The organism is Pseudomonas sp. Marseille-Q5115 (assembly GCF_916618905.1).
Lineage (GTDB): Bacteria > Pseudomonadota > Gammaproteobacteria > Pseudomonadales > Pseudomonadaceae > Aquipseudomonas > Aquipseudomonas japonica_A.
In genome coordinates this window covers 1,969,847-1,982,186 of sequence record NZ_CAKAKI010000001.1, presented here as the reverse complement: position 1 = coordinate 1,982,186, position 12,340 = coordinate 1,969,847, and the positions used below count along the sequence as shown (strand labels likewise).

12 protein-coding genes are annotated in these 12,340 nt (G+C 61.8%); 10 read left to right on the top strand and 2 right to left on the bottom strand.

The window, feature by feature from the left end; translation table 11 throughout:
- The 8 genes from LG385_RS09260 (at position 1) to LG385_RS09225 (ending at position 7,318) form a co-directional block, all read left to right on the top strand.
- Positions 1-798 (top strand): CSS-motif domain-containing protein, encoded by a 798-nt coding sequence (locus LG385_RS09260; protein WP_225774017.1) that lies wholly within the window; start codon positions 1-3, stop codon positions 796-798.
- Complete coding sequence (locus tag LG385_RS09255; RefSeq protein WP_225774016.1) at positions 795-1,043, top strand: hypothetical protein; 249 nt, start codon at positions 795-797, stop codon at positions 1,041-1,043. The genes LG385_RS09260 and LG385_RS09255 overlap by 4 nt, the downstream gene beginning before the upstream one ends.
- Positions 1,044-1,165: 122 nt before the next feature.
- Entirely contained in the window at positions 1,166-2,740 is a 1,575-nt protein-coding gene (locus LG385_RS09250) for a cyclic diguanylate phosphodiesterase (protein WP_225774015.1), read from the top strand.
- A 42-nt stretch (positions 2,741-2,782) separates the two neighbouring features.
- Positions 2,783-3,664 (top strand): EamA family transporter RarD, encoded by an 882-nt coding sequence (gene rarD, locus LG385_RS09245; protein ID WP_225774014.1) that lies wholly within the window; start codon positions 2,783-2,785, stop codon positions 3,662-3,664.
- A 91-nt stretch (positions 3,665-3,755) separates the two neighbouring features.
- Positions 3,756-4,403 carry a paraquat-inducible protein A gene (locus LG385_RS09240; RefSeq protein WP_181111995.1) on the top strand — a complete coding sequence of 216 codons (648 nt, stop codon included), beginning with the start codon at positions 3,756-3,758 and terminating at the stop codon, positions 4,401-4,403.
- Positions 4,400-5,038, top strand: a complete 639-nt coding sequence (locus LG385_RS09235; RefSeq protein WP_225774013.1) for a paraquat-inducible protein A — start codon at positions 4,400-4,402, stop codon at positions 5,036-5,038. Before LG385_RS09240 ends, LG385_RS09235 begins: the two co-directional genes overlap by 4 nt.
- Positions 5,007-6,680 carry an intermembrane transport protein PqiB gene (locus LG385_RS09230; protein WP_181112201.1) on the top strand — a complete coding sequence of 558 codons (1,674 nt, stop codon included), beginning with the start codon at positions 5,007-5,009 and terminating at the stop codon, positions 6,678-6,680. Before LG385_RS09235 ends, LG385_RS09230 begins: the two co-directional genes overlap by 32 nt.
- On the top strand, positions 6,677-7,318 hold the full coding sequence (locus tag LG385_RS09225) for a membrane integrity-associated transporter subunit PqiC (protein ID WP_225774011.1): 642 nt from the start codon (positions 6,677-6,679) through the stop codon (positions 7,316-7,318). The genes LG385_RS09230 and LG385_RS09225 overlap by 4 nt, the downstream gene beginning before the upstream one ends.
- Before the next feature lie 88 nt (positions 7,319-7,406).
- Here the strand turns inward: LG385_RS09225 and LG385_RS09220 are convergent, their stop codons facing one another.
- Complete coding sequence (locus tag LG385_RS09220) at positions 7,407-7,724, bottom strand: hypothetical protein (protein WP_225774010.1); 318 nt, start codon at positions 7,722-7,724, stop codon at positions 7,407-7,409.
- Between the two features lie 313 nt (positions 7,725-8,037).
- Here LG385_RS09220 and LG385_RS09215 point away from each other — a divergent pair, with 313 nt between their 5' ends.
- Positions 8,038-9,444, top strand: a complete 1,407-nt coding sequence (locus LG385_RS09215; protein ID WP_225774009.1) for an MFS transporter — start codon at positions 8,038-8,040, stop codon at positions 9,442-9,444.
- 4 nt (positions 9,445-9,448) lie between these two features.
- On the opposite strand, the gene LG385_RS09210 is transcribed toward LG385_RS09215, so the two are convergent.
- Complete coding sequence (locus LG385_RS09210; protein WP_225774008.1) at positions 9,449-10,663, bottom strand: maltoporin; 1,215 nt, start codon at positions 10,661-10,663, stop codon at positions 9,449-9,451.
- A gap of 168 nt (positions 10,664-10,831) precedes the next feature.
- Here LG385_RS09210 and LG385_RS09205 point away from each other — a divergent pair, with 168 nt between their 5' ends.
- The gene (locus tag LG385_RS09205; RefSeq protein ID WP_225774007.1) at positions 10,832-12,319 is read left to right on the top strand and encodes an MFS transporter; all 1,488 of its coding nucleotides are present in this window, start codon (positions 10,832-10,834) and stop codon (positions 12,317-12,319) included.
- The last annotated feature ends 21 nt before the right edge of the window (positions 12,320-12,340 follow it).

Sequence of the window (12,340 nt, the reverse complement as noted above, 5' to 3'; positions counted from 1 at the left end):
ATGTCACGGACAGACAAACAACGCTCGGCCCTCGGCGCGGCAATTCTTTCGATAGGCGCCGCGGCCATCCCCCTCGTCGCCGGCGTCGGGCTGACCCTCAAGCTCTCGGACCAAGCGCTCCATGAAGAAAATATGCGTATCGGCCAGGCCGCCGTGGAACGCATGGACAAGATATTAAGCGCCGCCTCAGACACCGCCGACGCCTTATCGCCTATGGTCGGCAAACGTTGCCAGACCGTCTTGAGCGCAATGCGCCGGGCGGTAGCGCAAGCACCATGGGTACGGTCAGCCTCCTATGCACACAAGAACGTGCCTTATTGCAATACGGTGTCTGGAAGCACGGGAGCGGCCCGCGTGCCTGTCGCCGTGGCCGGTCCTTTCGACTACCAGACCCTTGAATTGCAGAGGCCGGACGCGATGTCCGAAGGCTTCGGCTCGTTGCTTCTGATCAAGGGTAATGCTCAGTATTCGCTGACCGTGAGGATTGATAACCGGGTGATAACCGAACAGCTTGAACTGATCAGTGGCAGTGCCGACGTAGCGCTGCATGTTGCCGGCACCTATCTTTGGGACGATGGTTCGGTGCTCCGCGGTGAGCTTCGACAGAACCCTCGCTACCGTGTTCTGGTGCCCTCCACGCAGTTCAGCTATTCGATCCATAGCAGCCTGTCTGGTGAAGATGTCCTCAACCTCCTCACCCGCAAGCTGCTACTGATACTCGGCCCGGTGATGATGCTCTCGGTTTTCAGCGGCGGTCTTTGCCACTGGTTGATCAGCCGACCGGAGCGGCGCAAGTGACGTATCTGGTTCAGGGTACACAAGCGCACCACCGCAACCATGCGGCGCATGCCGGGTCACAGTATCGAACCCATTACTCTTGGAGCGTGTTATTCATGAAGGCCCTATCGACCGCTGTCCTGGCTGCAAGCCTTGTATTACTGGCTGGCTGTTTCGACAGCAGTGAAAAAAACACGACACAGCAAAATACTGACAGCAGCCCGGCTTCCGTGCAGATGCAACAAAAGGACGAACAGAAAAAGTGATCCAACCTCGGGACAGGGCTATGCTGCTGCCAGCCATCGAACCTCGACCCTGGCAATAGCGGCGCCGGGTTCAGGCTTGAAGGCCTGCCACCCCGGCCCACTCTGACCCCAGGAGCGTTGCCATGTCCTTACCCGCCAACCCCCAGGGGGCTCGTCGATGGCTATGGGTAGTGATGGTCACCTTACTGCCGCTGGTCCTCGGCCTTCCCTTGTTGGCCTGGCAGGCGGAACGCAACCTGGCGGTACAATCGTCACGTGACGTTTCGCTTGCCCTCAAACGCCTCGAAACAATCCTGGATAACGCTGCCAGTGCTGCCCAGGCATTGGCCCCCCTGGCAGGAAAATCCTGCGCCGATGTTACCCTGGCGCTGCGAGAGCAGGTCACAGGCAACCCCTACGTTCGATCCACCAACCTTGTAGCCAAGAACCGGCTGTACTGCAGCTCGTTGTACGGCTCCTTCAGCGAGAGCTTTTCTCTTGACGGCTTCGCCGCCGGGCGGTTGCGCCTTTTCGAGGCAAACACTGTCACTCCAGGCCGCGCGTTACTGGTTTACCGTGAAGCTGCCCAAACCGGCGGGGCACTGGCCACGGTGGACGGCCAGCACCTGGCCAACGCCCTTGCCGCCTCCGACGTCGACAACCAGATGCTGTTCCAGGTCGGCTCCACCTGGATGACCGCCCAGGGGCAAGTATCTTCGGGCCCTGTGCCTCGGTTCGCTTCCGGCGAGGCGCGCGCCGCCTCTGCGCGCTATCCGTTCACGGTCCGGGGAGGCTACGCAGAGCCGGTTCCCTGGCACCGCATGTTGCAGCAATACCCGATGCTGGCGCTGCTCGTGCTGCTCGGCGGATGCGCTGGCGCCGTGTGCTACATACAACAACGGCGAGCCGGCTCGCAGCGCCAGGAGCTGACGAGGGCGCTCGCGGCGGGTGAATTCGTGCCTTTCTTTCAGCCGGTAGTGGCTGCGCAGAACGGGCAATGCACTGGCACGGAGGTTTTGATGCGTTGGCGCCACCCCCGCGAAGGCCTGGTGCGTCCCGATCTGTTCATTCCTTATGCCGAAGCCTGCGGCCTTATCGTACCCATGACCCGCAGCCTCATGCGCCAGACCGCAGCAGTGCTTGCGCCAATAGCGCACGGCGTTGCAGATGGCTTCCACGTGGGCATCAACATTGCCGCTGCCCATTGCGAGGATCCCCTGCTGGCCGAGGATTGCCGGCAATTTCTGGCAGCCTTTGCGCCGGGCAGGGTACAACTGGTGCTGGAGATTACCGAGCGTGAACTGGTGACGCCTACGCCCCAGACGCTGGAGTTGTTCAGTACCTTGCGGGCGATGGGGGTGAAAATTGCGCTGGACGACTTCGGCACCGGGCATTGCAGCCTTTCTTACCTCCACCAGTTCAAGGTCGACTACCTCAAGATCGACCAAAGCTTCGTTGCCATGATCGGCAGCCAGGCATTTGGCAGGCATATTCTGGATAGCATCATCGAGCTGTGCGGCAAGCTTGAACTGGACATGGTGGCCGAAGGTGTGGAAACCCAGGAACAACAGCACTACCTGACCAGCCATGGGGTCGCCTACCTGCAAGGGTATTACTTTGCGCGGCCGATGCCGGCTGATCCGTTCATCAGCCATGTGCAGGCCTGTCAGGAACGCGGCCTGGCGCTACCGCTGGCGTCGGCGGTCGAGCTAGGGTAACGTTCCGGCCCCGCCGCGCCCCCGCTGCTGATTGAGGTTCCCGTGTCCCGAGGCATCGCTGCATCCGTACTGGCATCGTCGCTGTTCGCCCTGCTCTACTACTACACGTCGCTTTTGCAGCCGCTGAGCGGCGAAGAGATTTTCGGTTGGCGCATGCTGCTCACGCTGCCGTGCGTCACGCTGTTTTTGCTGGCCACCGGGGACTGGCGACTGGCCACGGGTGTGATACGGCGAATCATGCAAAAGCCGGTACGCCTCGTCGGCTCCATGGTCACGGCAAGCCTCATGGGCGTGCAGTTGTGGTTGTTCCTGTGGGCGCCCCTGCATGGCCGCAGCCTGGAAGTGTCCATGGGCTATTTTCTACTGCCGTTGGCAATGGTGCTCACCGGAAAGCTGTTATGGGGCGAATCACTGTCGCGCGCGCAAACCCTGGCCGTGATCCTCGCGGCTCTTGGCGTGGGGCACGAGCTATTCCGACATGGCAGCTTCGCCTGGGAAACGCTGCTGGTCACACTGGGGTACCCGGTCTATTTCATCCTTCGTCGGCGTTTTCGTACCGACCATCTCGGCGGCCTGTGGACCGACATGCTGTTGATGATCCCGGTGGCCCTGTATTTCGTGATAACCGGCCCATTGTCGTCGGGGGAACTGGCCGCACACCCTGCACTATGGGCATTGATACCGGGCCTGGGCATGATCAGCGCGCTGGCGCTGGTGAGCTACGTCATGGCCAGCCGCCAGCTCCCGTTCAGCCTGTTCGGGCTTCTTAGCTACGTGGAGCCTGTGCTGCTGGTGGCGGTTTCTCTGATGCTGGGCGAAACCATTTCCGCCGAGCAATGGCCTACCTACGCTGCAATCTGGGCGGCGGTGGGCGTACTGGTGCTTGAGGGGCTACGTCATCTGCTGAAGCGAGGTATCGGCTAGCCAGGCGGATATTTCCCAGGCCGCAGCTTTCCAAGCACAAAGCAAGGCCCGATGTGGACAGGCCAGGCCAGTTTGACGAGAATGCTCCCCCATGCAATCAACCCCTAGCGCGCAGCCTCGAAATGCCCCGGCGGGCTCCTCCGCCTGGCTCATCTGCGAGCATTGCGACACCCTTTATCAGCCCGTAGCGCTGCGCCGCGGCGAGGCGACTACCTGCCTGCGTTGCGGCGCGGTGCTCGAGCGTGCGCGGCGCCTTTCAGTGCAACAGCAGTTGGCCCTGGCCATCACTGCGGCGATTCTGTTTATCTTCGCCAACGCCTTTCCGGTCATCTCCATCAGCCTCGAAGGCCTCAGCAACGCCGCTACACTCTTCCAATCCGTCCAGGCGCTGAACCATGGCCGTATCACACCCATGGCCGCGGTTACTGCCCTGACGATCATCCTCGCCCCACTACTGCAGGTCACTCTCTTGTGCTGGGTACTGGTATTCGCCTGCAGGGATCAGGTAGCGCCAGGCTTCAGGCTGTGCATGCGCACCCTGGAACACTTGCGTCCATGGAGCATGCTCGAGGTGTGCCTGCTGGGGATTCTGGTGGCGATCATCAAGCTGGGCGGCATGCTCGACGTGCATGCAGGCGTGGGCCTGTGGGCCCTGGCCATGCTGACGGTGCTGCTGATCACCCTGGGCGGGCGTGAAGTTCGCTACCTCTGGGACGACTTTGACGGCCGCCTGACATGAACCGCCTACCCTATGCCAGCGAAGCCGGCCTGCTGCTATGCCATGTCTGTGGCCGCGCCTGCGCGCGGGCCGATGAGCGCTGCCCCCGCTGTTACGGCCTGTTGCATTCGCGCAAGCCGCACAGCCTGGGCCGCACGTGGGCGTACCTGATCGCGGCGCTGATCCTTTATGTACCGGCCAACCTGTTGCCGGTGATGAACACCCAGATGTTCGGCAATGCCAGCGAAAACACCATCATCAGCGGGGTCATCGAGTTCTGGGAGAGTGGCTCGTGGGACATCGCGCTGCTGATCTTTTTCGCGAGCGTGGTCGTGCCCTGCTTGAAGTTCTTTGCCTTGGGGTTACTGCTGATCACCGCTCAACGGCGAAGCCAATGGGCCATGCGCGAGCGCTCCAAGCTGTTTCGTTTCATCGAGTTGATCGGCTATTGGTCAATGCTCGATGTGCTGGTGGTCGCCCTGGTGACCGCGCTGGTCCAGTTCGACTCGCTCAGCTCCATCGAAGCGCGGCTCGGCATTCTGTTTTTTGGCCTGGTGGTGGTGCTCACAATGCTCGCCGCCATGAGTTTCGATCCCCGGTTGATCTGGGATGCAGAGGTAGATGATGACAGAGCAAGCACACCCGACCAGGCCTGACGGCGTGCCGACACCTGCGGTGCGCCGGCGCCGCTTCAACGTATCGCTGGTATGGCTGGTACCCATTGCCGCGGCACTGGTCGGCGTTTCGATGCTGGTGCACGACACCCTCTCGGCTGGCCCGAAGATCACGGTGCAGTTCCAGACTGCAGAGGGCCTTGAGGCCAACAAAACCCAGGTCAAATACAAGAACGTGGTCATCGGCCGGGTGACGGACATCCAGTTGGCGCCCGACCGCACCCATGTGGTCGCCAGCGTGGCGCTGAATGCCTCGGCCGAAAGCTTCACCGCCGCGGATTCCAGCTACTGGGTAGTGCGGCCGCGGATTGGTGCGCAGGGTATCTCCGGAGTAGATACCCTGCTGTCCGGGGCCTTCATTGGCGCGGATGCCGGTTCGGCCAAGGAAACCCGCAAAGACTTCGTAGGCCAGGAAACGCCGCCGGCGATCACCTATGGCCAGCAGGGGCGGCGTTTCACGCTGCACACCGAAGACCTTGGCTCGCTGGACATCGGTTCGCCTGTCTATTACCGGCGAATCCAGGTAGGCCAGGTGATCTCTTACGAACTGGCCGAGGATGGCAAGGGCGTGGACATCCAGGTCTTCATCAATGCACCGAACGACAAGTACGTAACCTCCGATAGCCGATTCTGGAACGCCAGCGGCGTGGACGTGTCCCTCGGGGCAAACGGCTTGAAGGTCAATACGCAATCGGTGTCGGCGATCCTGGCCGGCGGGATCGCTTTCGTGGAGCCTCGCTGGAGCCCGGACGCCACCCCCGCCAACGAACACGCGCAGTTCCAGCTGTACACGGACCAGGAAGCCGCCCTGGCACCGCCAGATGGCGAACCTCGCTACATTCGCATGCGCTTCGAACAGCCCATGCGGGGATTGACGGTTAACGCACCGGTGGAATTCCACGGGGTAACCCTCGGGCGCGTGGTCTCGGTGGACCTGGACTACGACATGGATAAACGGACCTTCCCGACCATGGTAGGCGCGGTGATCTACCCTGCCCGCCTTGGCAAGGCCCACGAGAAAATTCTGTCGCAATGGGGCGCGGAAGACGACGCGCGCTCGGCGCAGCTGATGGCAGCGTTCGTCAAGCAAGGCTTGAGGGCGCAGGCGCGCACGGCCAACCTCATTACCGGCCAGCTGTACATTTCGCTGGACTTCGTTCCACGCGCCGCGCCGGTGAACTTCGACACGGCGGCACGGCCGCTGCTTATCCCGACGGTACCTGGCAGCCTGGACAAGCTTCAGGAACAGCTGCAAGCCATGGTCGACAAGTTCAGTAAACTGCCGCTGGACCAGATTGCCGGCAACCTCAACGGCAGCCTGGGAGAAATGAACAAGACCCTTCGCCAGGTCAATACCAGCATGTTGCCGCAGCTCAACGATACGCTGGAGCAAACCCGCAAGACCCTCGCCGCGGCAGAGCAAACGCTGGGTGAGGATTCCCCGCAGCGTCAGCAGCTCGGTGACACGCTGGGCGAACTCGAGCGTACCGCGAAATCTGTGCGGGCCCTGACCGACTATCTCGGCCGACACCCTGAATCCCTCATACGAGGGCGTACACGCGAAGGCCAGCCGGACGCCTACCGCACTACCTCACCGACTTCCAGGGAATCCGAAGCACGATGAAAGCCACGCTTAAGTACACCTTGGCGCTGTTCGCTCCCCTGGCCCTGGCCGCATGCTCTTCGGCCCCCACGGGGTACCACACGCTGCTGGCGCCGCAGGCCGTGCCCGACAGGCAACCCGTGGCCGCCCCGGCGTACCAGTTCGAAATGCAACAGGTGCGCATGCCGGTGCAGGTAGACCAACCTCAGTTAGTGGTGCGCCAGGGCCAGGGTAGCCTGGCAATACTGGAAAGCGAACGCTGGGGTGCCCCCTTGGCTGACGAGTTCAACGACGCCCTCACTCAGCGGCTGGAGCAGCGCCTGGGCACCCGCGACATCGCCGGCCTCCCGCGCGCCCCGGGGTTGCCTGTGTTGTCGCTACGCGCCGACGTGCGCCGGTTCGAGACAGTGCCTGGGCAATATGCCCTCGTGGATGTGGTGTGGAGCCTGGGGCTTTCCGATACCGCCAGCAAAAGCCGCCGTAACCTGACGTGTTCCACGCTACTGCAGCAAACCTCTGCGGGCAGCCTCGATGAGCTGGTATTGGCGCACCAACATCTTATTGACCGACTGTCTGCGACCATTGCAGGCACGGCAAATCAGTGGGTGGCCGATACCACTGCCGGCTGCCCGAGCGTGGCGGCCGCTGGAGGGGCCTGATTGATTGATTGCTACGGGACCGGGCAATAGCCTGTGAACAGCCGAGCCCGGCACAAAGGCCGGGCTGGTTCGGAGAACAGCGTGATGATCAGCTGGCGCTGTTCAACTGGCGGTCTGCGCCATCCTGGGCAACGGTGTTCAGTTGGCGCTCGGCACCGTCTTGAGCCACCGAGTTCAATTGGCGCTCGGCGCCGTCTTGAGCTACCGAGTTCAACTGACGCTCGGCGCCATCCTGAGCCACAGTGTTCAACTGACGCTCGGCGCCATCCTGGGCAACGCTCTGGCTATAGGTCGATTGGGCCGCGCTGCTTACACGATCAAGCGGGTGTTCAGCATGCGAACGTGCGAAGGCGCTGGTGCTAGCCATCAGGGTCAGTGCAATACTCAAAACTAGTTGGCGTTTCATGATCTGGCTTCCTTTGCAGGGGTGTCTAAGGGTTTGTGTAGCCAATGCTACGCGGATGCCCGAAATACGGAATTTCATTGAGCCGATGTTAAGAATCATCAGAATTGATACAAACCTGACGAACCTTTCGCACAACCCTTGCCCCGGTCCTGGTCTGCAGCGCGCCGTTAACGGGTGTGCGCAGAATTCAGGCCATCTCGCCCCTTAAGCGCGATAAAATTGCGACTGAAGCGTAGATTCGGACATAATTTGCAAATGTTATTCCGTTGACTTGGTTAGCATTGTTAGCTCCTGATCCTCGGACCTGACGCGCATGACTTCAGCCATCTCCCCTCCTGCCCTTGAAGCCCACGCGGCGGCCATTTCCGCGCGTATCGATCGGTTGCCCTCAGTCGCAACGCTGTGGAAGCTCATCGCTCTGCTGTCGATTGGTGGATTCTTCGAGCTGTACGACCTTTTCCAGACCGCCTATATCAGCCCGGGGCTGTTCGATGCGGGTATCTTCCACAAGGGTGACGAAGGCGCCTTTGGTGTTTCGGATCAGGCGGCCTTTGCTTCGTCCACCTTTCTGGGGCTGTTCCTGGGTGCGAGCGTGCTAAGCCCCATCGCAGACAGGTTTGGCCGCCGCGCGATTTTTACCTTTGCCTTGATCTGGTACACCCTGGCAACCGTGCTGATGGGCCTTCAGAGCACCGCGATGGGCATCATTCTCTGCCGCTTCGTAGTAGGGATCGGCCTGGGCATCGAGCTGGTCACTATCGACACCTACCTGAGCGAACTCATGCCCAAGCGCCTTCGCAGCCCGGCGTTCGCCTTCGCGTTCTTTGTGCAGTTTCTCTCGGTGCCTGCGGTAGCGTTGATGTCCTGGTGGCTGGTGCCGCAGGCGCCGTGGGGCGTGGCCGGCTGGCGCTGGGTGGTACTGGCCAGCGCCGTTTTCGCATTGTTCGTGTGGTGGCTGCGCAAGCGCTTGCCAGAGTCCCCTCGGTGGCTGGCTCAGCGTGGCCGCCTGGCCGAAGCCGAGCAGGCGCTGGCTGCGATCGAAGCGCGCTGCCAGGCCGACCTCGGCGCGCCGTTACCGCCCGCCGCAGCGCATACGGTGAGCGTGACGCGCGAGGGCCGCTTCCGCGATATCTGGCAGCCGCCCTACCGGCGCCGCGCCGTGATGCTGATCGTGTTCAACATCTTCCAGGCGATCGGCTTCTTCGGCTTTGGCAACTGGCTGCCCGCCTTGCTCAACGGCCAGGGCATGGCTACGGCCCATAGCCTTGGCTACGCCTTCATCATCACGCTCGCCTACCCTCTGGGCCCCCTGTTCTGCATGCGCCTGGCCGGCAGGCTCGAGAACAAATGGGGCATCGTCGGCTCAGCGTTGTGTACGGTGATCTTCGGCTCACTGTTCGCCTACCAATCCAGTGCGATAGGGCTGGTGATCTGCGGCATCATGGTGACGTTTGCCAACGCCTGGCTCACCTTCAGCTATCACGCCTACCAGAGTGAAATGTTCCCTACGGCCATCCGCGCACGGGCGGTAGGCTTCTGCTATTCGTTCAGCCGGTTGTCCACCGTATTCAGCAGCCTGATCATGGGCTTCTTTCTGGAGCATTGGGGCACGCCGGGTGTGCTTGCGTTCATCGTGGCCAGCATGCTGATCGTGATGACCACCATCGGCATCTTTGGCCCGCGCACCCGCAACCTCGCGCTCGAAGACATCGCGGGCTGAACCGTTACCACCAGGTTTCCAGCTGCACGCCCACATTGGAGCCGTGCCGCTGCGAACCGAACGCACCGCTGTCGGACAGCGCCGTACCGGGGTCGGCGGCAGCCTGCGCGGCGCGGTTCCACTTTGCATACGTGTAGTACAGGCGCAGCTCGGGGCGGGCCATGAAGGCCTTGCCCATGCTGAGGGTGGGCGCCACGGTGAATTTGTCCAGCTTGCGGGTGGCGCCGGCGTCCGGGTTGATCTGATCGTGCCCGAACTCCACCACAAGCTTGAAGTGGTCAGTGAAGGCATACGACGGCCGTACGCCGAAGGAGTACCACATGAGCCCCGCGTTGTCCGGTGCCTTGGTCTTCTGTACTACCGCCAGTAGCATGCCACCGAAGTTGGGCGTGACTTGCCACATGGGCGACTCCAGTACACGCCAGGTGTGGGTGCCCCGCGAGGCCGTGAGATCGCCGGTCTGGCCCAGCCCGATCCCCGGCCCCTCGCCATACTGCATTACGAAGCGGTTTTCGCCACCGAGAAACCCATCCTGGTCGTGCTCGGCGGTGAACGACCATCCACTGTGGGCGCCTTCCACCTGCCCGGCTTTCTGGATAACGCTCAGGCCCAACTCAAGGTCGCCATGGTCGTTGGTCTGGATACCCCCGAGGTTGAAATCGTGGCGGTTGGCCTTGTCGGGCTGATCGATGGTGTCTTCGCGGGTGAAGGCATAGCTCAGGAAATAGTGGCCCAGCTTGTAGTTGTCGATGCCCACGCCGGTGCCGCTTGGGTTCCAATAGTAGAAGTCGCCGATATGGATGTCATGGCGCTTGTAGTAGCGACGGCCTACCCAGATTGTGGCGTCGTTCACCACCGGCGACTGAATGCTGGCCCAGGCCTGGGGCAGGCGAATATCGCCATACTCTCCGCTGAACGTTGGCGCATGGTTGTACTGCTCCACGAGGCTGGCCATCCCATCGACCTTGATCACCGTGCCATCGGCGCCGCGGTACACTTCCTGGTTGAGCTCCAGTTCCCAGTAGGTTTCGCACTCGTTGCCCAAGCGATATTTCATCGGCGCACCCGGCAGCTGGAAACAGGATTGCTTGCCGCCGCTGGTAGCATCGCCAACACCGATACGCCCATAGCCTGAAAACTGCAGGGCTGCTGCTGGAGTGGGATTGGCCAACGCCAGTAACGAGGCCATGGGGAGCAGCACGCTCATCCTTGATCGCATCAGTGGAAACTCCTTGTCTGAGCGACCCAAAGGCATGGCCGCTGCACCTCCAGACTGACCGGGCGTGCCCGAAAAAGTGCCATCCGAGCTTTTTGAACTCTGCCAGAGCGGATCCACTCCTACGGGTTAACCAGTGCGCGGCGCCTGTGGCCGTGAAAGGAGTGAGCGATGACAAGTCGGGAAGTGCCGGTTCAGGGTCAGCCAGCAGATGCAAGCAACACAAAGGAGCGCATCTACGAAACCGATCTGCCGTCACGGCTCGACCGATTACCCTGGGGCAGGTTTCATACCCTACTGGTGTTCGCGCTGGGTATCACCTGGCTTCTGGACGGGCTGGAAGTCACCCTCGCGGGGTCAGTGTCCGGCGCACTGAAAGGCAGCCCGGCGCTGCACCTCAGCAACGCCGATATCGGCCTGGCAGGCGCCGTCTACATCGCCGGGGCGGTGCTGGGCGCGCTGTTCTTCGGCTGGCTGACCGACCGCCTGGGCCGGCGCAAACTCTTTTTCATTACGCTCTTTCTCTATGTGGGCGCCACCGCACTAACCGCATTCTCCTGGAACCTGTGGAGTTTCCTGCTGTTCCGCTTCCTGACCGGCGCGGGGATCGGCGGTGAATACACGGCTATCAATTCGACCATTCAGGAATTCACCCCGGCGCGCTATCGGGGCTGGGTGGACCTCACCATCAACGGCACCTTCTGGATCGGCGCCGCGCTGGGCGCGGGCGGTTCATTGATCCTGCTGGACCCGGCCATCGTGGGCGGCGACCTGGGCTGGCGCCTGTGCTTCGGTATTGGCGCGGTGCTGGGCCTGATCATCATGTTCATGCGCCTGTGGGTGCCGGAAAGCCCGCGCTGGCTGATGATCCATAACCAGCCCGAAGAAGCCGAGCGTATCGTCAAGAGCATCGAGAAACACTTCCGCGACCAGGGCCATGACTTGCCTCCTCCGGCGGACAAGCCCCTTCGCCTGCATGCCCGGGATCACACACCGCTCAAGGAAGTGTTCCACAGCCTGTTCGTGGACCATCGCCGCCGGGCTATGGTAGGGCTCACGCTGCTCACCGCCCAGGCCTTCTTCTACAACGCGATCTTCTTCACCTACGCCCTGGTATTGACCGATTTCTATGACGTGCCTTCGGAGCACATCGGCTGGTACGTGCTGCCGTTTGCCTTGGGCAACTTCTGTGGGCCGCTGCTTCTGGGGCGCCTGTTCGACGTGGTCGGCCGCAAGGTCATGATCAGTACAACCTATATTCTGTCCGGTGTGCTGCTGGCGATTTCCGGATACCTGTTCCAACAGGAAATGCTTACCGTGGTGCAACAGACGATTGCCTGGATGGTGATTTTCTTCTTTGCCAGCGCAGCCGCCAGCTCCGCTTACCTTACCGTGGCCGAGACGTTCCCTCTGGAGATCCGCGCCCTGGCCATCGCTGTGTTCTACGCGTTTGGCACGGGCCTGGGCGGCATTATCGGCCCTACGTTGTTCGGGGCCCTGATCGAAAGCCATGACCGCAGCAATGTGCTGATCGGTTATCTGATCGGCGCGGCGCTGATGGCGCTTGCCGGAGTGGTGCAAGCCGTGTTCGGCGTCGCAGCCGAACGCCAGCCACTGGAACAGGTGGCCAAGCCGTTGTCCCAGGCGCAACCCGCGTAAGCAACGCATCTTCGCTGCCAC

Excerpts from the sequence above, each read along its gene's own strand:
- LG385_RS09260 (WP_225774017.1), top strand. The coding sequence starts at position 1 with ATGTCACGGACAGACAAACAACGCTCGGCCCTCGGCGCGGCAATTCTT.
- LG385_RS09250 (WP_225774015.1), top strand. The coding sequence starts at position 1,166 with ATGTCCTTACCCGCCAACCCCCAGGGGGCTCGTCGATGGCTATGGGTA.
- LG385_RS09240 (WP_181111995.1), top strand. The coding sequence starts at position 3,756 with ATGCAATCAACCCCTAGCGCGCAGCCTCGAAATGCCCCGGCGGGCTCC.
- LG385_RS09235 (WP_225774013.1), top strand. The coding sequence starts at position 4,400 with ATGAACCGCCTACCCTATGCCAGCGAAGCCGGCCTGCTGCTATGCCAT.
- LG385_RS09230 (WP_181112201.1), top strand. The coding sequence starts at position 5,007 with ATGACAGAGCAAGCACACCCGACCAGGCCTGACGGCGTGCCGACACCT.
- LG385_RS09225 (WP_225774011.1), top strand. The coding sequence starts at position 6,677 with ATGAAAGCCACGCTTAAGTACACCTTGGCGCTGTTCGCTCCCCTGGCC.
- LG385_RS09220 (WP_225774010.1), bottom strand. The coding sequence starts at position 7,724 with ATGAAACGCCAACTAGTTTTGAGTATTGCACTGACCCTGATGGCTAGC.
- LG385_RS09215 (WP_225774009.1), top strand. The coding sequence starts at position 8,038 with ATGACTTCAGCCATCTCCCCTCCTGCCCTTGAAGCCCACGCGGCGGCC.
- LG385_RS09210 (WP_225774008.1), bottom strand. The coding sequence starts at position 10,663 with ATGCGATCAAGGATGAGCGTGCTGCTCCCCATGGCCTCGTTACTGGCG.
- LG385_RS09205 (WP_225774007.1), top strand. The coding sequence starts at position 10,832 with ATGACAAGTCGGGAAGTGCCGGTTCAGGGTCAGCCAGCAGATGCAAGC.